Below are 21408 nucleotides of genomic sequence, written 5' to 3' on the forward strand. Positions count from 1 at the left end.
AACTCATCGCCACCGCTCATGTCCTTGAGCAACAGCACATCCGGCCCGAGCGGGCTGGTGACTTGGGTCATACGCGTGAGTTGCTGGAAATTCATGGATCTCTCGTTATGTAAAAACCTGTAGGAGCAGCTTTAGCTGCGAAGTCATGCAGCCTTCGCGGCTGAAGCCGCTCCTACAGCGGCAGGTCATGGCGTCTCGGCGAATTCATAATGCAACTGCCCGTCGCGCTGGCTGATCCGCACGCCGGCCAGCGGCTGGCCTTCGAGCATGCGGGTCAGGAACTCGCGGCTCATGTCCGGCAGCAGGGTGTTGGTCAGAATGGCGTCGATCATCCGTCCGCCGCTTTCGGTCTCGGTGCAGCGCGAGACAATCAGGTCGATCACGCCGTCGTCGTACTCGAACGGCACCTTGTGGGTGCTCTGCACGCGCTTCTTGATGCGCCCCAGCTGCAGGTCGGTAATCGCCTTGAGCATGCTGTCGCTGAGCGGGTAATACGGGATGGTCACCAGCCGACCGAGCAGTGCCGGCGGGAAAATCTCCAGCAACGGCTGGCGCAGGGCCTTGGCGATGTCTTCCGGGTCCGGGACGTTTCGGGCGTCCTGGCACAGGTCGGCGATCAACTCGGTGCCGGCGTTGGTGGTCAGCAGAATCAGGGTGTTCTTGAAGTCAATCAGCCGGCCTTCGCCATCTTCCATCACGCCTTTGTCGAACACCTGGAAGAACATCTCGTGCACGTCGGGGTGGGCTTTTTCCACCTCATCGAGCAGCACCACGCTGTACGGCTTGCGGCGCACGGCTTCGGTGAGCACGCCGCCTTCGCCATAGCCGACGTAGCCCGGCGGGGCGCCCTTGAGGGTCGAGACGGTGTGGGCTTCCTGGAACTCACTCATGTTGATGGTGATGACGTTCTGCTCGCCGCCGTACAGTGCTTCGGCCAGCGCCAGGGCGGTTTCGGTCTTGCCCACCCCGGAGGTGCCGGCCAGCATGAACACGCCAATCGGCTTGCTCGGGTTATCGAGCCCGGCGCGCGAGGTCTGGATGCGCTTGGCGATCATCTGCAAGGCATGGTCCTGGCCGATGATGCGTTTTTTCAGGTGCTGGTCGAGCTTGAGCACGGTTTCCAGTTCATTGCGGGCCATGCGTCCAACCGGAATCCCGGTCCAGTCGGCGACCACCGAAGCCACTGCCTGATAATCCACGGTCGGCAGGATCAATGGGGTTTCGCCTTGCAGTTCGCTCAAGCGCTGTTGCAGAGCGACCAGTTGCCCGCGCAGCTCGTGGCTCTGCGCGCTATCGATTTCACTGTCCACCACGCCAACGCTTTCGCGCAGCTGTGCACGCAAGGCCAGCAGTTCATCGACCAGCGCCTTCTCGTCGGCCCAGCGTACTTCGAGGCCGGTCAGGCGCTCGCGCTCGCTGTCCAGCAGCCCCTGAACGGTACTTTGCCGGGTGCCGGTATCCACCCCGATGGCATGTTCGCGGGCGATGATCTGCAGTTCGGTCTGCAGCGCCTCGATCCGCCGACGGCTGTCGTCGACCTGGGCCGGCACCGCGTGCAGGCTGATCGCGACCCGTGCGCAGGCGGTGTCCAGCAGGCTGACCGATTTGTCTGGCAACTGGCGCGCCGGGATGTAGCGGTGCGAGAGTTTGACCGAGGCCTCCAAAGCCTCATCGAGGATCTGCACCTGATGGTGTTGCTCCATGGTCGACGCTACGCCACGCATCATCAGCAGCGCCTTGTCTTCGGACGGCTCGTCGACCTGTACCACCTGAAAGCGCCGGGTCAGGGCCGGGTCTTTCTCGATGTGCTTCTTGTATTCAGCCCAGGTGGTGGCGGCCACAGTGCGCAGGCTGCCACGGGCCAGGGCCGGCTTGAGCAGGTTGGCGGCGTCGCCGGTGCCGGCGGCGCCACCGGCACCGACCAGGGTGTGGGCTTCATCGATGAACAGGATGATCGGCTTGGGCGATGCCTGTACGTCTTCAATGACCTGACGCAGACGCTGTTCGAATTCGCCCTTCATGCTGGCGCCGGCCTGCAACAGGCCGACGTCGAGGCTGCGCAGCTCGACGTCCTTGAGTGCCGGCGGCACATCACCGGCGACGATGCGCAGGGCAAAGCCTTCCACCACGGCGGTCTTGCCGACCCCGGCCTCGCCGGTCAGGATCGGGTTGTTCTGCCGGCGGCGCATGAGGATATCCACCAGTTGGCGGATCTCTTCGTCACGCCCGACGATCGGGTCCAGCTCGCCGTTGCGTGCCTGCTCGGTGAGGTCGATGGTGAATTTCTTCAGCGCCTCCTGCTTGCCCAGAGCACTGGGCGCCATCGCGCCGCTGGCTTCGCCTGGTGCGCCGGCATTGAAGCCGTCGGTGGCGGCCAGGGCATTTTCCGGCGAGTCGCCGACGTATTCGTCGAAGCGTTCGGTGAGGCTTTCGATTTTGAGCTTGTTGAATTCAGTCGACAGTCCCAGCAGCGCGTTGCGCAGGCTTGGGGTCTTGAGAATGCCGATCACCAGATAACCGGTGCGCACCTGGCTTTCACCGAACATCAGGCTGCCGTACACCCAGCCGCGCTCGACGGCTTCTTCGACATGCGACGACAAGTCAGTGATCGAGGTCGAGCCGCGTGGCAGGCGGTCCAGCGCGTCAGTCAGGTCACGGGCCAGGCGTGCCGGTTCGACATTGAACTGCCGGATGATGCGGTGCAGGTCCGAGTCCTGCAATTGCAGCAACTGATGCAGCCAGTGCGCCAGCTCCACATAAGGGTTGCCGCGCAGCTTGCAGAACACCGTGGCGGCTTCGATGGCCTTGTAGGCGACGCTGTTGAGTTTGCCGAACAGCGCGGCACGACTGATTTCACTCATATCACTTGCTCCTTGAGGTCGTTACCGAGCTGGCCTGGTCGGCGTAGTGCCGGGCCAGGATCAGGTCGTCGGCGTCTTGTGCCGGTGTGCCCAGCCAGGTGTTGAATCCCAGCCGTTGACGGTTGTTGAGTTGCAGGCGCGGAACCTCGGGCTGCTCCAGCACCAGGTTCAGGTCCCAGTCCAGTTCGTGGCCCAGGTACTCGGCGACCCAGGCCACCAGTTCGCGAAACGGCTGGCCATCGGGCAGCATGCCCATGTAGTCGTCGAGCTTGAGCGGCCCCAGCCGAATTCTGAATTTGTGCTGGCGATCCCACACATGACTGCCCAGGCACAGGTCCATGCCGAGCCGGTTGGCGGTCACCCCGACCCGGCTGCGCTCGGGCAGCTCCAGCCATTGACCGACGTATTCCTCGATGTTCACCGGCACGCCGAAGTATTCGCTGAGGATCGCCCGTAATCCGTCGGGGTAGCGGGTCTGGGCGGCGAGGTGGCCGCTGTAGTGGAGCATCGCGGTGCCGGGCAGTTCGCTCTGCTCCAGTTGCCCTGGCAAGCCACGGCCACACAGCGCGGCCAGCCGCCCGGACCAGTAATCATCGTCAGGCCGGTCGTGGCTGACGGTCGGTCGGGCTTCGGCCCAGGCGCGGTAGAACAGGCTCAACAGGCGGTGGTGGAACACATCCAGAAAGCGCTTGCTGGTCGGGTCGGCGTGATGGCGCTGGCGCTCGCGCACGTACTCGGTCAGGTGCAGCGGCAGCGGACCATTGGGGCCGCCGAGGCCGAAGAAAAACTGTTCCAGGCGCGCCGGCAGCTCGTCATCGCCCGGCTGTACGCTGGCCAGGGTCGAGGGTGCGAAGCCGCTGTCCTGACGCTGGCTCAGGCGCACCGGATCATCGGCCAGGCGCAGCGAATGGCCGAACCTTGGCAGGTCGGGATTTTCATTCTCGATGCGCCGCAGCGCCTGGAAGAAGTCGTACTCCCAGGGTTTTTCCTGCATCTGCTCCAGGCTGCTCACAGCGTCGGCCGCCGGCCGGGCGTGGCTTTCCAGCGCATGATCTCGCCGCGCTCGGTGCTGCGCAGCACGGTTTCGGTAAAGCTGTTGATCGAGACGTAACGGGCCAGGAAACGCTCGAATACCGCGCCGAGCAGGAACACGCCGCTGCCGCGAAAGGCGTTCTCATCGAAGCTCAGGGTGATTTCCAGGCCGCGGCCGAACACGATCGGGCCAGGCATCGGCAAGCGTCGGGTCACCGGCTTGCTGCTGACTTCGTGCAGGCCCTCGATCTGCAATTGCAGCGCGGCATCCTGATCGTCACCGTACAGGCGCAGCAACTCGCGCAACGCCGCCGCGCCCTGACCCTGTTCACTGAGCGACAGGTAGTTCAGCGACAACTGGCTGATCAGCCGCCAGGCTTTATTGTCATGCGCATGGCTGGCGCGCGGACGACTGGGGCCGGCCAGGCAACGGATGGCGGACACCGGTGCGCTGTCGGCCAGGGTGAAGTCGCTGTCACCGCCCAAGCGCATGAACAATGGCAAATCCCGGTTGGTGCACAGCGCGCTCAGGCCCAACTGGCGCAGGTCGTGGCGCCACGGCGACTGCTGGCTATCGACCAGGCTGATGAAGGTTTCACTGCCCACGTAGCTGGAACGGGTGCCGGTGCGGCGTTGCTCGCTGGACAGCACGCGGGGTTCGCGGCGCAGGATGTAATAGGCCTTGTCGCGGCCATAGCGCGACGGCTCACGCACGGCATAGAACGGCAGGAACGACTGATCGGGACCGGTGCCATGGCCGGTGACGCCGGTCAAGGAGTGAATCTCGAAATCCATTGGCCGGGTGCGGTCGGCAATCGCGTGGTACTCATGCACCCGGTCGGTCAGGTGGATACGGTCCAGGCGGCGCGCAAACAGGTTGATCGCCGGTGTGCAGTACGGCACCAGGTGCTCGCGGCCAATGCTGTTTTCCAGCTGCGGGTCCAGGCGCTCGAACAACACAATCAGTTCCAGCTCCTGACCATGGCAACGCTGCACGGCGGGTTGCAGGCCGCTGAAATCGACGAACAGAAAACGCTGCGGCAGGGCGAAATATTCCTGCAGCAAGCGATAGCCCTGGAACGCCTGGGGCACGACTGGCAAGGCGGCTTCGCGATCATCGAAACCGCAGGGGCGCAGGCTCTCTACCGGTATGCGCTCGACCCAGTCGCGGCCCGGCTGACGGGCGAACACCGCGCAGGCGTTGCCCAGCAATTGTTCGTAGAGTCGATAGGGCAGTTCGTCGGTACCGTTGAGGTACAACGGCAGGTTGTCCAGCTTCAGGCTGTTGAACGGCAGTTCGGCGCCGCTGCGCAAGGTGATCCGCAGCGCCGCCTTGGCCTTGGGCTCAGCGGCGGCCAGCCGGCCCAGCACGGTGCCCGGGTTGCCGAAGTATTCGGCCCGGCTGACCTGCACCGGCCACAGGTTGACGTCCTGGGTGCTGCGGTATTCGCAGGACGTCTGCGAGTCGCGGCCCAGCGCGGCGCGCAGCACACTGCCGCGTGGCAGGGTAAAACCGTCAGCCAGCGAACCTTCGTCCGGGTCGGCCTGCATCTGCACCACGGTCATCGACGGCGTGGGCGCCAGGTAATGCGGGTAGGCGACTTCCAGCAGGTTATGAGTAAAGGTCGGGTACTCGGCATCGAGCTTCAACTGCACCCGGGCGGTCAGGTAGGCAAAGCCTTCGAGCAGGCGTTCGACATACGGGTCGGCGCACTCCATCCCTGACAGGGTCAGGCGCCCGGCGATCTTCGGATACTCGCGGGCGAACTCGGCAGCACTTTCACGAATGTGCTGCAGCTCCTGGTTATACAGCCCGAGCAGGCGCGGATTCATGAGCGTCTCCGTTGATCGGCAGGCAGCACCTGCACATGGCCGGACTCCAGGTCCAGTTCGGTGCGCAGCAGCAAGGGCAGCGCCACCGGCTGGGCCCACAGGTCGCCCTGAATCTCGAAACTCAAGGCGTTATGGTTCATCTGTTCTGAACCGACATGCGCCCGGACCCGCACGGTATGCGCCAGCAGGCGCGGTTCATAAGTGGTAATCGCCCGGTGGATCAGGGTTTCCAGCACTGCGATATCGACCCCGGAGACGCTGGTGCCAGCCAGTGCCGGCAAGCCGTAATTGACCACCGAGGTGCCGGCCGGGCTGTGCAGCGTGGCATCGGCATCGAGCAAGGAGGTGGTGTTGAGCAGCCAGCTCAAGTCGCGCAGCACCGAGGCCTTGAGCTGGCTCAGCGACAACACACGCTTGTCGGCGCTTTCCTGCGGGTTGCCGGGGTCGTCGTCGGTCAGACGGTCGAGCAGGGAAGGTTGCAGGCGCTCGCGCGGGGTCATGGGACTTACCAATCGAATACCCCGGTATAGGCTTTCTGGTCGCCCTTGCCACGCATGCAACTGGCGTAGCGCCCTGCAACCGATGGTTCAAGTTTTCCCTTGTAAAGGCGAATCGCCTGATATTGCGAGCGACATTCGCTAGGCGTATCCGCAAGTGTCTTGATGTGCAGTGCCATTACGATCGGCACATTCTGGAATGTTTCAATGTGAGCCTTTGCGGGCTCACTGATGCTGAAATGACAAGGCCAAGGTATATCCAGCATCAGCAAGCTCTGGTCAGGTTTGCGCAACGCACAACGGTGGTGCTGACTCTCCAGCGCATAGCTCTGACCTGCCAGTACGGCCTCTAATGGCAAATCTGCATCGACGGCTTGGCCAGCCTGTGCCAGACCGGGCAAAAGCGCGGCAGGCAGCATGATATGAGCCGCCCTGATCATGCTCACCACTGGAACAGACCGCTGAACATTTTCTGATCCTGTTGGCCGATATTGCACATCGCACTTTTATTGACTCGTGATATCTCCAGCGTGCCATTGCGCAAGCGGACGGCCTGGGATTTCTTGATGCATTCGATATCAGGTGCGGGGTTGGCCTGAACGTGCTCGACCAACACGATGGGCGTCTTGTTGAACACTTCTGTCTGGACTTTGCCCTGCTTGTCGGGTGTGAACTGGCAGGGCCACTCCATGCCCATTTTCAACTGGCTGTTGTCCGGCCTGACCAATACGCACTGGCCGTCTGCTTCGATCAGATGCACAGATGAATTGCCCACTGTCGCTTGGGTCAGTTGCTTTGATTGAACGTTCGTTTGCCCGTCGGGTTGCGCACAGGCACTCAGGCTGAACAACGCGCACGCAATCAGAGTGGCGCTTGAAAAAAGATTGCTCATGGCAGCTCCCAGAACCAGACCTGCCTGGACAGGTAGTCGCCGTCGTTGAAGCCTTGAGTCAAGCCCCGATTCCAGAGATCGATATGATCGCCGCTACGTTGTTCCAGCGTTTCTGATGCTCTGCGAAAGCAATCCTTGAAGAAAATGATGCCACGCTTATCACGTAGCACTTGTCGGTCAGCGGCACTGCCACCGATGATCAGTGGACGGCCCAGATGATGACGCCACAACCAGTTGGCCAGCGACTCTGCACCACGGGCATGGTCGTGTTTGCACTTGGGTTCGGTGTAGGTCGATTTGTTGACGCGAATGCTCTTTTCGCCGTTAAGCGCGATGCTCATGCGAATGGCGCACTGGTTTCCCCAAGGCTGGTCGCAAGGATCGGCAACTTTTGGGTAGGCCTGCTGCAAATTGATAAACGAAGGCTTTGCCACAACTCAGTCTCCTTGCCACATCAATCGGAGTCTTCCTGAAGCCGATCGCTCCCGATGCATGCACCGGGAGCGAATCCGGATCAGATCTTGACGTTGGAGCGAATGTTCCAGCCGTACTTGATCGGGCCGCCTTCCTTGGTGCCGTCGGCCTTCTGCGGCTGATAGTCGACGGTGACTTTGGCGAAGTTCAGCGTGACGTTCTCGATCAGGCGATCATCGCTGCCCGAACCGCCGGTGCTCAGCGAGGAGATCAGCACTTCTTCGAGGTTGATGATCAGGTACTCGACCTGATTGTCGCCGCCGGCCTTGCGCACGGTCAGGGTGACCTTGGCGACGTGCTTGCCGCTGGAGCAATGCATCATCAGGTTGGGGGTCGCTTTATCGACGTATTTGGTCAGCGACAGGTCCTGGATACTGACCTTGCCAGCGCCGCCGCCGGTGCCGGTGTGCATGTTGCCGGACTGGGACATGCCCCAGCTCCAGTTCAGCACTTCGATTTCGTCCTTGTGAGTCTTGTCGACCGACTCGCCTTTGATGTCACCGATCTTGATGAAAATATCGACAGCCATGTTTTTCTCCTGAGGTGGCATGGGCCACGGATATGATCTTGGTTTGACCGGCAGGAGCGGGATTGGTCGCGAAGCATTATTCGCGAGCGAGCTCGCTCCCACCGTGATACGACGCCAATGTGGCGGTTAACCCCGGGTTATGCGCCTTTGGCCGACGGCAGCTTGGAAACCAGACGCAGCGACACGGTCAGGCCTTCGAGCTGGTAGTGCGGACGCAGGAAGAACTTGGAGGTGTAGTAGCCGGGGTTGCCCTCGACGTCCTCGACCACCACTTCGGCCGCCGCCAACGGGTGTTGGGCCTTGGTGGTTTCGGTGGAGTGGGTCGGGTCGCCGTCGACATAGTTGAGGATCCAGTCCTGCAACCAGCGCTGCATCTCGTCACGCTCTTTGAACGAGCCGATCTTGTCGCGCACGATGCACTTGAGGTAATGCGCGAAGCGGCAGGTGGCGAACAGGTACGGCAGGCGCGCGGCCAGGTTGGCGTTGGCAGTGGCGTCCGGATCGTCATACTCGACCGGCTTTTGCAACGATTGGGCGCCGATGAAGGCGGCAAAGTCCGTGTTCTTTTTGTGCAGCAGCGGCATGAAGCCGTTCTTGGCCAGCTCTGCCTCGCGGCGGTCGGAAATGGCGATCTCGGTCGGGCACTTCATGTCCACGCCACCGTCGTCGGTGGGGAAGGTGTGCGCCGGCAGGTTCTCGACCTCACCACCGGATTCCACACCGCGAATCCGCGAGCACCAGCCGAAGTGCTTGAACGAGCGGTTGATGTTCACGCCCATGGCGTAGGCAGCGTTGGCCCAGGTGTACTTGGCGCTGTCGGCACCGTCGGTGTCTTCTTCGAAGGCGAAGGCTTCCACCGGGTCGGTCTTGGCGCCGTAAGGCAGGCGCGCCAGGAAGCGCGGCATGGTCAGGCCGATGTAGCGCGAGTCTTCAGACTCACGCAGCGAGCGCCAGCCGGCGTACTCCGGGGTGGTGAAGATTTTGCTCAGGTCGCGAGGGTTGGACAGCTCCTGCCAGGAGCCCATGCCCATCACGGTTGGCGAGGCCGCCGAGATGAACGGCGCGTGCATCGCGGCGCAGACTTTTGACAGTTCGCCCAGCAATTCGACATCCGGCGGCGACTGATCGAAATAGTAGTCGCCGATCAGGCAGCCGTAGGGCTCGCCGCCGAACTGGCCGTATTCCTCTTCGTACATTTTCTTGAAGATCGGGCTCTGGTCCCAGGCGGTGCCCTTGAACTTCTTCAGGGTCTTGTGCAACTCCGGCTTGGAGATGTTCAGCACCCGAATCTTCAGTTGCTCGTCGCTTTCGGTGTTATTGACCAGGTAATGCAGGCCGCGCCACGCGCTTTCCACCTTCTGGAACTCGTCGTGGTGGATGATCTGGTTGACTTGGGCGGTGAGCTTGGCGTCAATGGCCGCGATGATCGACTCGATCGACTTGATCGCGTCATTGGACACCAGGCTGGTTTGCGCCAGGGCCTGTTCGGCCAGGGTTTTTACCGCCGTCTCTACCGCTTCGCGGGCGCGCTCGGTCTTGGGTTTGAATTCCTGCAACAGCAACGAGGCAAATTCGCTGGTCTGTTCCTGAGAAGCCGGCTGGCTCTGGGTGTCGCGCAACAGTTCGCTCATGATCAAAGGTCCTCTCAGGCGTTGGGCTCGGCGTCATTGGAAGTGGCATCGCCAGGCTTGGGTGCGCTGGCAAGGGCCTGGAGCAACGCCGGGTCCTTGATCGCCTTGAGGATGATTTCCTCGGCGCCGGTCTTGCCGTCCATGTAGGTCAACAGGTTGGCCAGTTGGGTGCGGGCTTCGAGCAACTGGTTCAGCGAGTCGACCTTGCGGGCCACGGCGGCAGGGCTGAAGTCGTCCATGCTTTCGAAGGTGATATCCAGGCTCAGGTTGCCTTCACCGGTCAGCTCGTTGGGCACATGGAAGGCCACACGTGGTTGCAGGGCCTTGAGCCGCGAGTCGAAGTTGTCGACGTCGATCTCCAGAAACTTGCGCTCGGCCACCGGGGCCAGGGGCTCGGCAGGCTTGCCGGTCAGGTCGGCCATGACGCCCATCACGAACGGCAACTGGACCTTTTTTTCGGCGCCGTACAGTTCCACGTCGTATTCGATCTGCACACGGGGCGCACGATTGCGCGCAATGAATTTCTGCGAACTGGTTTTCGCCACGTTGCTTCTCCTGGTCGCTGTTGCGACGGTGTTGGCATCAATGCCGGTAACGGGCTGCACGATTGGGGCGTGATCCGGGTGGCGGATCAGTCAGCCTCGGGGCCGCGCAGGGTTTCAAACTGGGACATGCCGTCGGGAATCAGATTGCGCACGATGCTGGCGAAGTCGGCGTGGACCAGCCCTCTGGCCCTGTTCAACAGCACCGGCAACGGGCTGGAAGGCTCATGGCGGGCGTAGTACGCCAGCAGGCGGTCAAGGTTACGCACGACATCATCACGATCAGTAATCTCGCCGCTCGCGCGGGGTGCGGCGGCGGCGACCGGAGCTGGCGCTGCGGCATGCGGCTGGTCGCTGGCGGCGGGCTCATCGTGCGCTGGCGGGGCGTTTGTCGGGGCCGGCTCACCGAGTACCTGCAAGGCCTGCCGCAAGGGCTGTTTGAGCGGCGTCAGATCGACGCCCTGGGCCGAGCCCACCTGCTCGTTGACGAAGGTCTCGATGCCTGTCGCTCGTTGCAGTGCCAGGCTGAGTGCGTCCCGGGTGTCCTGCAGGCTCTGCGGATCGCTGTCGCGCAGGGCGGCGTTGAAGGTGTCGAGGCTCAGCGACTCATCGCTGGCAATCGCCACGCCACTGGCATGCAATGCGGCGCGCAGGCTCAGGGTCCCGAAGGCCCTTGAGCGCACCAGCGGGCTGTCACGCAGCAAGCGCAGATTGGTGTCGCCGCTCAGACCTGCCAGGGCATTGATGCGCAGGGTCGGATCGTTGTCGTCATCGGCGTCGAGCAACGGATACAGCCCGTCCCAGTACTGGCGCAGCAGTTGCTCGATCAGATCCAGGGTATTGGCCAGGCCTGCGATGCCATCGAGCGCCAGCGCACTCTGGGCCAGGAAATGGGTAATGCGCAGGTCTTTGCTGCGCTGTAACAGGGCACTGCTGGACTGCTCTATCTGGCGCCACTGTGGTGGTTCGGCCGGTTGCACGGCGTCGCCCATGATGCGCTCGGGTTTACCCAGGGCATCACGCTCCAGTTGCAAAAAATCCGCGTCATATTCCAGGTCTTCGCCACACGGCAACTGGGCTGAAACAGCGCTAAGCAACATTGCGACATCCACCACGTCCGATCTCCTTATCTGTCAGATGATGTCTTGCAGTCGTTTGGGAAAATTTTTTTGAACCATTTATTAGTGTGGATGTCGCACTTGGTTAGTTAGTGGCAACGTGATATCACACAATATCAGGAGTTGTGCATTCTTGAAGTAGCGCGCAGGGCTTGTCAAGGTGCTTATATGCAGCCGAAAGAGCGGTTGTGACGCAGGTAACAGCTTGCATGTTATTTTGACATCGCCTGCGTCGGCATGATTATCATGGCGCCGCAACCGACCGTCAGTCGGGGCTTAGTGCAAATAGGAAATTATTGAACTTTAGCGAAAGATGCCTGTCAGGGGCTGATTCGCGGCCTTTTCAGCGTAGCGAGAGCAGCGCGGGCAGTTTGCAGGGCACTCAGAAGTTAGTGTGCAAGATAAGCAGGGAATCGCAATGTCACTGAGCTTGACGATCACTAGTTACCATAAAATCACGCCCGGTCAGTGCGCTGAAAAGACACTGGATACCGGAGTGATGGCAATTGGCCGTAGTCAGGATAATGACTGGGTACTTCCTGATCCCGAGCGCCTGGTATCTTCGCGGCATTGCGTCATCCAGTATAAGGATGGCCGCTACTACTTGACCGATAACAGCACCAACGGGGTAGAGCTGGTGCAGGCCGGGGTGCGTCTACGGCGGGGCAACAGTGAAGTACTGCAAGACGGTGAAGTTATCCGTATTGGTGAGTACGAGATTCGCGCGCGTATCGACTTTGATATGCAACTGACGGATCAGGCCGCCCCGCTCAGTGAATCCCCCAACAGTTTTGAAGCACTGATGAGCCGTCAGGAAAGCAACTGGCAGACGCCGCAAAGTGCGCCGGCGGTCGCATCCGGCATGGCTCATTTGCAGGGCGGCTCGGCCCAGGACACCTTCCCGGACCTGTTCGACTTTCTGGGCAGCTCCAATGTCGCGCCGGCCACCCAGCCCGACCATGTACCGGCCCGCCAGCATGATTTCCGCCCACCAACTGCGGTGTTACTCGACAAGCCGGTAGCGCCGCCAGCGCCAGCCGCCGAGGCGGGTGCCGGTCTGATTCCGGATGACTGGGACCCGTTTGCCGATCTCGGCGCCGTTGCCGCCCAGCCATTCGTGACCCCGGTCGAGCCGGTGCCGCCAGCACAAGACATGATTGTCGAGGCAAAACCTGCCGCGCCAATCCCGCCAATCCCGCTTGTCGAGCCTGAGACCGAGCCGTCCATACCCGTGCCGCCTGTACCCGTGCCGCCTGTACCAGCATCGTTGGCACCTGCTCAGCCGTCGCGGCCAGCCGCTGCGGTGACTGCTGCAGCCGCCCCGGCACCGAGTGGCGAACTGCTCCAGGCCTTTCTGCGCGGCGCCGGTCTGGACCATTTGCGTATCGACCCTCAGCAGGCCGAGGCGCAGATGGAGGCTATCGGCCGTAGCTACCGGCTGATGGTCGAAGGACTGATCGACGTGCTGCGCGCCCGCACCAGCCTCAAGGGCGAGTTTCGCATGCAGCAGACGATGATCCGCCCGGTCGAAAACAACCCGCTGAAGTTCGCGCCCAACGCCGATGAAGCGTTGTTGCTGCTGCTGCGCCATGGCAATCAGGCCTTCATGGACCCCGAGCAGGCGGTCAACGACAGCTTCGACGACCTGCGTGCGCACCAGTTGGCGGTGATGGCCGGTGTCGAGGCGGCCATCAAGCACCTGCTCAAGCGCTTCGAACCGGCCGAGCTGGAAGCACGCATGGGGAAGCCTGGCGGGCTGTCGAACCTGTTCAGCGGTTCGCGTCAGGCGCAGTACTGGCAGCAGTTCACCGCGCTGTACCAGCGTATTTCCCAGGAAGCCGAAGACGATTTCCAGGACCTGTTCGGTCGCGAGTTCAGCCGTGCCTATGAAGCGCACAGCGAACGCCTGCGCCGCTCTTGAGAACCCTCTGTGAGAATACCCCTGTGAAAATGCCGCTGCTCGCCACCGTTGCCCGAATTGCTGTCCTGGCCAGCCTGCTCAGTGCCTGTTCCAGCGCTTCGTCGCCTGCGTCCGGTCCTGCCTCGCAAGCGCCTGGCGACGACGCCAGCGTGACCCTCGACATCCATGCCAGTGCCACGCTCAACCCCGGCGCCACCGGGCAACCGGCACCAGTGCGGGTGCGGATCTTTGAACTCAAAAACAGCGCAGCTTTCAGCCGCGCCGATTACTTCGCGCTGGCCGAGCGTGGCAGTCAGACCCTGGGGGCTGACCTGGTCGATCAGGACGAAGTGCTGATCAGGCCCGGCGAAACCCGCAGCGTGGTACGCCCGCTCAACCCGGCGACCCGGCATATCGGCCTGGTGGTCGGCTACCGCGAGATCGACCGTGCCCGCTGGCGCACGGTCCTGAACCTGACGCCGCAGCACGGCTCGCACTACCGGATCGACCTCGATGCGCTGGCGATCAGCAGTGCTGCCGCCGCCGCAACCCGCCCCGCTCAATAGGCAATCGGAGAACCCATGTCCTGGAACAATCGTGTGGTCTGGTCGGAAGGCATGTTCATCGGAACACAGCATTTCCAGCAGCATGACCGTTACCTGGAAAACCTGATCGACGCCCGCAGCCGCCCGCTGTCGGCGGCGGCCTGGGGGTTTTCCGAACTGCTCATCGATCAGGGCCTGCTGGCCCAGGGCAAGCTGGCCATCGTCGCAGCCCGTGGCCTGTTGCCTGACGGCACGCCGTTCAACATCCCTCACGATGATCCGGCACCGAGCCCGTTGAGTATCGATGACAGCCTGCGCGATGGCCTGGTGTATCTGGGCCTGCCGCTGCGCCGGGCCGGGGTGCGTGACACGGTCGAGCAAGGCGAAGCTGCGGGGGCGGCGCGTTACCAGAGCCAGGTGCGTGAAGTGCGCGACGACAATGCGCCGTTCGAAAGTCGTGCGCCGGTGGCGGTCGGCTCACGGGCGCTGCGCCTGCTGACCGACAAGGACGGCCTGAGTGACTACGCCGTGCTGGGCGTGGTGCGGATCATCGAAAAGCGCGCCGACAACGTACTGTTGCTTGACGAGCAGTACATCCCGCCGCTGCTGGATGTGGCGGTGAGCCGTCCACTGAGTGCATTTCGCAGTGAGCTGCAAGGCTTGCTGCGCCAGCGTGGCGAGGCGCTGGCCGGGCGGGTGGTGGCTTCGGGTGCCGGCGGCGCCTCGGAAATTGCCGACTTCATGCTGCTGCAACTGGTCAATCGCGCCGAACCGCTGATCCAGCATCTGGGCCAACTCAGCCCGCTGCACCCGGAGCGCTTCTACAGCGAGCTGGTCAGCCTGGCCGGTGAGTTCGCGACCTTCTCGACCCGCGAGCACCGCCCGCAGGAGTTCCCGCGTTATCAGCACGACGACCTGCAAGTCAGCTATGCGCCGGTCATGCAGGCCCTGCGCGAGGCGCTGTCGATGCTGATTGACAGCAAGGCAGTACCGATTCCGATCGTCGAAAAAGCCTACGGCGTGCACGTGGCAATGCTGGCGGACAAGAGCCTGCTGGACAACGCCAGTTTCATTCTGGTGGTGCGCGCCGATATTCCGGGCGAAACCTTGCGGGCGCGGTTCGGCCAGCAGAGCAAGATCGGTTCGGTGGAGCACATCCGCGACCTGGTCAACCTGCAACTGCCGGGCATCGGTCTGCTGCCATTGGCGGTGGCGCCTCGGCAACTGCCGTTCCATGTCGGTTCGACCTACTACGAACTGGACCGGGGCAGCGAGCACTGGCAGCAACTGAGCCGCTCCGGTGGTTTTGCCTTTCACATTGCCGGTGAATTTCCCGGCCTGAACCTGGCTTTCTGGGCGATTCGAGGATAACGCGGCGATGCATTCGAACGACGATCGCACCCAGTTCATGCCGCGTCCGGGCGGCCGCCCGGGGCCCTCCACTGCCCCCGCCCCACAGCCCCCGGGCGCAGCCCCAGGGCCCGCCCCTGGCGGGGGGGAGGGGGGCGGGCCTCGACCGCTGGAGGCTGCCGCCGGTCCTTTGCTGGCGTTGCTGACCCGGCTGCGCAATACCATCGCCCATCCGGCACCGGCCAGTTTGCGCGCCCAACTGCTGGCCCAGTTGCGCCAGTTCGAAGAGCGCGCCGATGCCGCCGGTGTCGCGCGTAACGACGTGCTGCTGGCGCGTTATGTGCTGTGCACGGCCCTTGATGAAGCGGTGATGAGTACTCCGTGGGGCAGCGCCAGTGAGTGGGGCAAGCAGAGCCTGCTGGTCACCGTGCATAACGAAAACTGGGGCGGCGAAAAGTCCTTTCAGTTGCTTGAGCACTGCCTGCAAACGCCGCGTGAACGTTTGTATCTGCTGGAACTGCTGTACCTGTGCATGAGCCTGGGTTTTGAAGGCAAGTATCGGGTCATGAACAACGGCCGCAGCCAGCTTGAAGCCCTCCGCGAGCGCACCAGCGCGGCAATCCGCAGTGCCCGTGGCGAGCGTGAGCAAGAGCTGTCGCCGCGCTGGCGTGGGCTGGTGCTGGCCCGTGACCGGCTGGCTCAGTTCATGCCGCCCTGGGTCGGTGTGGCGATTGGCGTGGCGCTGCTGTTGTTGCTGCTGTTGGGCCTGCGGATGAAGCTGGCCAATGACGCGGAACCGGTGTTCAAGCGCATTCATGCGCTGGGCGAAATCCCGGTGCAGGCCATCGACCGGCCAGTGATTCAGCCAAAGGTGGTCGAGCGTCCACGCCTGGCCGGCTTTCTGGCTGACGAGATCCGCGCCGGCAAGGTTGCGGTGCAAGACGCCGTAGACCGTTCGGTGGTGACCATTCGCGGTGACGAACTGTTCGCCTCGGGCAGCGCAACCATTGTCGATGCCTATCAGCCGCTGATGCTGCGTATCGCCGAGGCGGTGAGCAAGGTCAAGGGTGAGGTGCGCATCACCGGGCATAGCGACAACCGACCCATCGCCACCCTGCGTTTTCCGTCCAACTGGGCGCTGTCCCAGGCCCGTGCCGAGCAAGTGCTGCAAATCCTCGCCGCACGCACCGGCCAGCCGCAGCGCTTCACGGCCGAAGGCCGCAGTGACACCGAGCCGGTGGCCTCCAATGCCACCACCGAAGGACGGGCGAAGAATCGTCGGGTTGAAATCACCGTACTGGCGGAGGGCGTCGAGTGAAGGCGTTTCTGGGGTTTGTCATTCGCTGGGTGGTGCCGGTACTGGGGCTGATTGCCCTGAGCCTGATCATCTGGTTTGTGGGGCCGCTGCTCGATGTGCTGGTCCCGGAAGGCCGGCGCTGGGTGCTGATCGGCCTGCTCTGGGCGGTGTGGGTCGGCTGGCGGGTGTATCGCATTATCCAGGCGCGCCGCCAGGCCGCCAAAGTCATCGAAAGCCTGGCCGCCGAAACCGCGCCCGACCCGACCAGTGTCGCCACCGCCGAAGAGCTGGCGACCCTGCGCCAGCGCATGGACGAAGCGCTGGCGCTGCTTAAAAAGGCTCGCCTGGGCGGTGACCAGCGGCGCAACCTTTATGAGCTGCCGTGGTACGTGATCATCGGCCCGCCGGGGTCGGGCAAAACCACCGCGTTGGTCAACTCCGGCCTGGACTTTCCGCTGGCTGCGCAGATGGGCAGCGGCGCGATCCGTGGGGTCGGCGGGACGCGTAACTGCGACTGGTGGTTCACCGACCGCGCCGTGCTGCTCGACACCGCTGGCCGCTACACCACACAGGACAGCCACGCCCAGGTGGACAAAGCCGCCTGGCTGGGCTTTCTCGACCTGCTCAAGACTCAGCGCCCGCGCCGGCCGATCGACGGTGCGTTCATCGCCATCAGCCTGTCGGACCTGTTGCAGTGCAGCGAACAAGAGCGCGCTGCCCATGCGGTGGCGATCCGCAGCCGGGTTCAGGAGTTGCACGATCAACTGGGTGTGCGCTTCCCGATCTACCTGATGCTCACCAAGCTGGACCTGCTGCCGGGCTTCATGGAGTTCTTTGATGCGCTGAGCAAGGATGAACGGGCCCAGGTGTGGGGCACCACCTTCGCCCTGGACGACGGCAAGAGCGCCTCCGGCCCGTTGCAGGATTTCCCGGCGGAACTGGCCGCCCTGGAACAACGCCTCAACGAGCGGCTGGTCGAGCGCCTGCAACAGGAGCGCGACCCGGCGCGGCGCGACCTGATCTATGGCTTCCCGCAGCAGTTCGCTGCTTTGCGCCAGGCGTTGCAGGGCTTTCTGGAGGGCGTGTTCAAACCTAACCCTTATGAAACCCGGCCGTTACTGCGTGGGGTGTATTTCACCAGCGGCACTCAGGAGGGCAGCCCGATCGACCGCCTGATTGGCGTGATGGCGCAGAGCATGAGCCTGGACCGTCAACACCTGGCGCGGCAAAACGGCACCGGGCGCAGTTACTTCATCGAAAAGCTGTTCACCGCCGTGGTTTTTGCCGAGCAAGGCTTGATGAGCGCCGACCCGAAAGTCGAGCAGCGCCGCAAGTGGATCGCCCGTGGTGTGCTGGCGGCCACCGCGCTGGTGGTGGTCACCGTCGCCTCGTTGTGGTGGGTCAGCTACCGTGCCAATCAGGATTACATTGCCCAGGTCGATGGCAAGCTCGCCCCGCTGGGCCAGCAGGTGCAGAACCTGAGCCCCGCGCAGCGCGATGTGCTGGCCGTGCTGCCGCTGCTCGATGCTGTGCGGCAACTGGCCGGTGATCCGCCGGGCTGGTCCGAAGGACTTGGGCTGTACCAGGGTGACATGCTCGAAGCTGAATCCGGCAGCGTGTACCGCAAGCTGTTGATCGCGGTATTCGCGCCGCGGCTGGTCAGCCGCATCGAAGAGCAGCTGCGCTCCGGCGGTTCTACGGACTATCTGTACGAAGGCTTGAAGGCGTACCTGATGCTGGCCGACCAGGAACACTTCGATGCCGACTTCATCAAGGCCTGGATCAGCCTCGACTGGGAGCGCAACCTGCCCCGTGACCTGCCGCCCCAGCAGCGTCAGGCGCTGGCCGGGCACTTGCAGGCGCTGTTTGAACGGCATCCGCCCAAGGCGCGTCTGGATCAGCCGTTGATCGACGACCTGCGTCGCCAGTTGCAACAGTTGCCGGTGGCGCAGCGGGTCTATGACCGGGTCAAGCGTCAGAAGCTGCCTGACGGGGTGCCGGACTTCCGCCTCAATGAAGCGGCCGGGCGTGATGCGGCACTGGTGTTCAGCCGCAAGAGCGGCAAGCCGCTGGGCGAGCCGCTCAGTGGCCTGTTCACCGCCAAAGGCTATCGCGAGGGCTTTTTGCGCAACAGCCTGAGCCAGGCCGGCGTGCTGGCCGAAGAGCAGTGGGTGCTGGGCAGTGCCCAAGGTGGCGTGCTGGATGTCGCCAGCCTGGCCGGTGAAGTGCGGCGCCTGTATTTCCAGGATTTCCTGCGCGAGTGGGATGCGTTGCTCGCCGATATCGACTTTGTGCCGATCACCAGTGTGGCCCAGGCGGCTGACGTGCTACGGGTTATTTCCGGGCCTGACTCACCGCTCAAGAGGCTCCTGCAAGCGGTGGCGCAACAGACCGATCTGCAAGCCGAACAGCGCCTGCTCGCGGCGCAGGGCAAGCCGGTCGAAGATGGCGTGGATCAACTCAAGCAGCGCCTGGGCTCGTTGCTCGGGCAGGAACAACAGGCGGCCACGCCTTCAGCACAAACAACCAATGACGACCCGGTCAGCGTGCATTTTGCCGAGTTGCGTCGGTTGGTGGGCAGCGCTGAGCAGCCGGGCAGCATTGATGCCCTGCTGGCAGACATGAATGCCCTGTACGTGCAGGTCAGTGCCATGGTCGGGGCCAGTGGTGATGCCTTGCTCGGCGAAGCCAAGAACCAGGCCAGTGCTGCCGCCACGCGCGTCAACCTGAGCGCCGAACGTCAGCCGCCGGTGGTGCGCGGGCTGGTCAAATCGGTGGTCAACTCCACCACCAACACCATGATGGGCGGCGTGCGCAACCAGCTCAACGCGGCCTGGAGCAGCGAAGTGGTGAACGTCTATCGCCAATCGCTCAGTGGCCGCTACCCATTGTCGGCGGGCAGCGCCCGCGATGCGACGCTGGATGACTTCGGCATGTTCTTCGGGGTTGGCGGGGTGATGGACAACTACTTCCGCAAGTACCTGCAACCGTACGTGGACACCTCGGCCAACCCGTGGCGCTGGCAGCCCGGTGCGGCGCAGAAACTGGGTATCAATGCCGGCGTGCTGCAGACCTTCCAGCGTGCCAACGCCATTCGTGATGCGTTCTTCCGCGCCGGCGGCACCCAGCCGGTGGTGCGCTTCGAACTCAAACCGGTGGCCATGGATGCTTCGATCACTCAATTTCTGCTGGACCTCGACGGCCAGCAGATCAGCTACGACCACGGCCCGAGTCGCCCGGTGGCCATGCAGTGGCCCAACCCCGGCAGCATTGGTGTGGTACGCCTGTCGATCAGCCCGCCGTCGGCCAGTGGCCGCTCGGCCGTAACCCTGGACGGCCCATGGGCCTGGTTCCGCCTGTTGGAGCAATCGGACCTGGTCGCGGGCAGTGCGCCGGACCGTTTCAACCTGCGCCTGCGCGTGGACGGCGCCAGCATCGCCTACGAGTTGCGCGCCAACAGCGCTTTCAACCCTTTCAAAAGCCGTGTCCTGAGCGGTTTCAGTCTGCCGGAGCGGTTATGACCCCAGAGCAACAACACCTTGGTGCGCCGGGTTTTTACGGCAAGCTGGCTTGCCGTGGCGACTTCGTCAGCCGTGGCCTGCCGCAGTCGTTCATCCAGCCTTGGGACCAGTGGCTGGCCGCCGGCCTGCTGGCCAGCCAGGAACAACTGGGCAGCGCCTGGCTGGAGACTTATCTGGTCAGCCCGCTGTGGCGCTTTGCACTGGCGCCAGGGGTCTGCGGAGCGCAAGCGGTGGCCGGGGTGCTGATGCCAAGCATCGACCGGGTCGGGCGCTACTTTCCATTGACCGTGGCAGTGACCCTGGCGCCGCATGAGTCGCTGAGCGCCTGGCTGCAGGCTGACGGCTGGTTCGAGCAGGCCGAAGCGCTGATGCTCGACAGCTTGCAGGCCGAGGCCAGTTTTGCCGACTTTGAAGCGCGTCTGCAGGGTCTGCCTGCGCCGCAGGGGGCACCGTGGATTGCTTCGCAGGTCGATGCCAGCCTGCAACGCTTCGCCGCCACCGATCCCCAGGCGCGCATGGCGGCCCTGGCCGAGCACACCTGTATCGGTTCCAGCCTGTGGTGGGGGCGTGGTGGTGAGCATATCCAGCCCGGCCTGTGGCGTTGCCCAGGGCTGCCGGCCGCCAGCGATTTCGCCCGCGCCTTGCTTGGCAAGGAGGGCCGTGCTTGATGACGTTGACTTACCAGGCGGCCAGTTACAGCCATACCGGCATGGTGCGTTCGCTCAACGAAGATGCCTGCCTGGCTTTGACCGAACGTGGTCTGTGGGTGGTGGCCGACGGTATGGGCGGCCATGCAGCGGGCGACTACGTGAGCAACCTGATCGTCGATTCGCTGCGCGGTGTCCCGCCGTTGGCCACGTTGCAGGTGTATTGCGATGCACTGCGCCAGCAACTGGACGACATCAACCGCGAAGTGCGCGCAGAGACGGTACGCCGCAAGGCGACCATGATGGGCAGCACCGTGGTGCTGCTGGCCGCACGTGATAACCAGGGCATCTGCCTGTGGTCCGGTGACAGCCGCCTGTACCGGCTGCGCGACGGCGTGCTGCAAAGCCTGTCCCACGATCACAGCTATGTGCAGGACCTGGTCGACAGCGGCCTGCTCAGCGAAGCCCAGGCGCGGGTTCATCCGCGCGCCAATATCGTCACCCGCGCCGTGGGCGTTGCCGACCCGCTGGAATTGTCACAGGTGACCTTGGACATTCAGGCCGGCGACACCTACCTGCTATGCAGTGATGGCCTGAACAAGACCGCCGAAGACCATGAAATCCGTGACGTACTCGGCCACCCGAACCCTTATGAAGTCGTGCGCAGCCTGGTCCATCTGGGGCTGACCCGCGGCGCGCCCGACAACATCACCGCCATTGTCGTCAAGGCCAGTTGAGA

At 63.3% G+C, this 21408-nt stretch carries 18 protein-coding genes; 7 read left to right on the plus strand and 11 right to left on the minus strand.

From position 1 onward, the window contains the following. Positions 1 to 185: 185 nt before the first annotated feature. The 11 genes from tssH to tssA all read right to left on the minus strand — a co-directional run bounded on the left by tssH (position 186) and on the right by tssA (position 11403). Positions 186 to 2861, minus strand: a complete 2676-nt coding sequence (tssH, locus tag NRB16_RS27515; RefSeq protein WP_257107428.1) for a type VI secretion system ATPase TssH — start codon at positions 2859 to 2861, stop codon at positions 186 to 188. 1 nt (position 2862) lies between these two features. Beyond that, complete coding sequence (gene tssG / locus NRB16_RS27520; RefSeq protein WP_257107440.1) at positions 2863 to 3906, minus strand: type VI secretion system baseplate subunit TssG; 1044 nt, start codon at positions 3904 to 3906, stop codon at positions 2863 to 2865. Next, the gene (tssF, locus tag NRB16_RS27525; protein WP_045485672.1) at positions 3870 to 5726 is read right to left on the minus strand and encodes a type VI secretion system baseplate subunit TssF; all 1857 of its coding nucleotides are present in this window, start codon (positions 5724 to 5726) and stop codon (positions 3870 to 3872) included. The genes tssG and tssF overlap by 37 nt, the downstream gene beginning before the upstream one ends. Beyond that, positions 5723 to 6226 carry a type VI secretion system baseplate subunit TssE gene (gene tssE, locus NRB16_RS27530; RefSeq protein WP_144403224.1) on the minus strand — a complete coding sequence of 168 codons (504 nt, stop codon included), beginning with the start codon at positions 6224 to 6226 and terminating at the stop codon, positions 5723 to 5725. The genes tssF and tssE overlap by 4 nt, the downstream gene beginning before the upstream one ends. Positions 6227 to 6231: 5 nt before the next feature. Next, entirely contained in the window at positions 6232 to 6642 is a 411-nt protein-coding gene (locus NRB16_RS27535) for a hypothetical protein (protein ID WP_257107429.1), read from the minus strand. 23 nt (positions 6643 to 6665) lie between these two features. Beyond that, positions 6666 to 7115: a hypothetical protein gene (locus NRB16_RS27540; RefSeq protein WP_257107430.1), complete on the minus strand. Its 450-nt coding sequence runs from the start codon at positions 7113 to 7115 to the stop codon at positions 6666 to 6668. After that, positions 7112 to 7549 (minus strand): type VI secretion system amidase effector protein Tae4, encoded by a 438-nt coding sequence (locus NRB16_RS27545; protein WP_253117018.1) that lies wholly within the window; start codon positions 7547 to 7549, stop codon positions 7112 to 7114. The genes NRB16_RS27540 and NRB16_RS27545 overlap by 4 nt, the downstream gene beginning before the upstream one ends. Positions 7550 to 7629: 80 nt before the next feature. Then, positions 7630 to 8118, minus strand: coding sequence for a type VI secretion system tube protein Hcp (locus NRB16_RS27550; protein WP_045485680.1), 489 nt, complete (start codon positions 8116 to 8118; stop codon positions 7630 to 7632). Between the two features lie 137 nt (positions 8119 to 8255). After that, complete coding sequence (tssC, locus tag NRB16_RS27555; RefSeq protein WP_045485683.1) at positions 8256 to 9749, minus strand: type VI secretion system contractile sheath large subunit; 1494 nt, start codon at positions 9747 to 9749, stop codon at positions 8256 to 8258. Between the two features lie 14 nt (positions 9750 to 9763). Next, entirely contained in the window at positions 9764 to 10294 is a 531-nt protein-coding gene (gene tssB / locus NRB16_RS27560) for a type VI secretion system contractile sheath small subunit (RefSeq protein WP_045485686.1), read from the minus strand. An 86-nt stretch (positions 10295 to 10380) separates the two neighbouring features. After that, positions 10381 to 11403 (minus strand): type VI secretion system protein TssA, encoded by a 1023-nt coding sequence (tssA, locus tag NRB16_RS27565; protein ID WP_257107441.1) that lies wholly within the window; start codon positions 11401 to 11403, stop codon positions 10381 to 10383. 424 nt (positions 11404 to 11827) lie between these two features. Here tssA and tagH point away from each other — a divergent pair, with 424 nt between their 5' ends. The 7 genes from tagH to NRB16_RS27600 are packed head-to-tail and all read left to right on the plus strand — an operon-like array spanning position 11828 to position 21406. Next, positions 11828 to 13330: a type VI secretion system-associated FHA domain protein TagH gene (gene tagH / locus NRB16_RS27570; RefSeq protein WP_257107431.1), complete on the plus strand. Its 1503-nt coding sequence runs from the start codon at positions 11828 to 11830 to the stop codon at positions 13328 to 13330. 29 nt (positions 13331 to 13359) lie between these two features. Next, positions 13360 to 13875 (plus strand): type VI secretion system lipoprotein TssJ, encoded by a 516-nt coding sequence (gene tssJ, locus NRB16_RS27575; RefSeq protein ID WP_045485689.1) that lies wholly within the window; start codon positions 13360 to 13362, stop codon positions 13873 to 13875. Between the two features lie 15 nt (positions 13876 to 13890). Continuing rightward, complete coding sequence (tssK, locus tag NRB16_RS27580; protein WP_257107432.1) at positions 13891 to 15225, plus strand: type VI secretion system baseplate subunit TssK; 1335 nt, start codon at positions 13891 to 13893, stop codon at positions 15223 to 15225. 7 nt (positions 15226 to 15232) lie between these two features. Further along, positions 15233 to 16522, plus strand: a complete 1290-nt coding sequence (locus NRB16_RS27585; protein WP_257107433.1) for a DotU family type VI secretion system protein — start codon at positions 15233 to 15235, stop codon at positions 16520 to 16522. Then, entirely contained in the window at positions 16519 to 20022 is a 3504-nt protein-coding gene (gene tssM / locus NRB16_RS27590; RefSeq protein ID WP_257107434.1) for a type VI secretion system membrane subunit TssM, read from the plus strand. Before NRB16_RS27585 ends, tssM begins: the two co-directional genes overlap by 4 nt. Beyond that, a complete protein-coding gene (tagF, locus tag NRB16_RS27595; RefSeq protein WP_257107435.1) occupies positions 20019 to 20690 on the plus strand; it encodes a type VI secretion system-associated protein TagF in 672 nt (223 codons plus the stop codon). The genes tssM and tagF overlap by 4 nt, the downstream gene beginning before the upstream one ends. Next, positions 20690 to 21406 (plus strand): PP2C family serine/threonine-protein phosphatase, encoded by a 717-nt coding sequence (locus NRB16_RS27600; protein ID WP_045485701.1) that lies wholly within the window; start codon positions 20690 to 20692, stop codon positions 21404 to 21406. The genes tagF and NRB16_RS27600 overlap by 1 nt, the downstream gene beginning before the upstream one ends. Positions 21407 to 21408 lie beyond the last annotated feature (2 nt).

Origin of the sequence: Pseudomonas sp. LJDD11, assembly GCF_024584215.1 — a bacterium.
Taxonomy (GTDB): Bacteria; Pseudomonadota; Gammaproteobacteria; order Pseudomonadales; family Pseudomonadaceae; genus Aquipseudomonas.

Excerpts from the sequence above, each read along its gene's own strand:
- tssH (WP_257107428.1), bottom strand. The coding sequence starts at position 2,861 with ATGAGTGAAATCAGTCGTGCCGCGCTGTTCGGCAAACTCAACAGCGTC.
- NRB16_RS27585 (WP_257107433.1), top strand. The coding sequence starts at position 15,233 with ATGCATTCGAACGACGATCGCACCCAGTTCATGCCGCGTCCGGGCGGC.
- tssF (WP_045485672.1), bottom strand. The coding sequence starts at position 5,726 with ATGAATCCGCGCCTGCTCGGGCTGTATAACCAGGAGCTGCAGCACATT.
- NRB16_RS27600 (WP_045485701.1), top strand. The coding sequence starts at position 20,690 with ATGACGTTGACTTACCAGGCGGCCAGTTACAGCCATACCGGCATGGTG.
- NRB16_RS27535 (WP_257107429.1), bottom strand. The coding sequence starts at position 6,642 with ATGCTGCCTGCCGCGCTTTTGCCCGGTCTGGCACAGGCTGGCCAAGCC.
- NRB16_RS27550 (WP_045485680.1), bottom strand. The coding sequence starts at position 8,118 with ATGGCTGTCGATATTTTCATCAAGATCGGTGACATCAAAGGCGAGTCG.
- tagF (WP_257107435.1), top strand. The coding sequence starts at position 20,019 with ATGACCCCAGAGCAACAACACCTTGGTGCGCCGGGTTTTTACGGCAAG.
- tssJ (WP_045485689.1), top strand. The coding sequence starts at position 13,360 with ATGCCGCTGCTCGCCACCGTTGCCCGAATTGCTGTCCTGGCCAGCCTG.
- NRB16_RS27540 (WP_257107430.1), bottom strand. The coding sequence starts at position 7,115 with ATGAGCAATCTTTTTTCAAGCGCCACTCTGATTGCGTGCGCGTTGTTC.
- tssK (WP_257107432.1), top strand. The coding sequence starts at position 13,891 with ATGTCCTGGAACAATCGTGTGGTCTGGTCGGAAGGCATGTTCATCGGA.
- tagH (WP_257107431.1), top strand. The coding sequence starts at position 11,828 with ATGTCACTGAGCTTGACGATCACTAGTTACCATAAAATCACGCCCGGT.
- tssE (WP_144403224.1), bottom strand. The coding sequence starts at position 6,226 with ATGACCCCGCGCGAGCGCCTGCAACCTTCCCTGCTCGACCGTCTGACC.
- tssC (WP_045485683.1), bottom strand. The coding sequence starts at position 9,749 with ATGAGCGAACTGTTGCGCGACACCCAGAGCCAGCCGGCTTCTCAGGAA.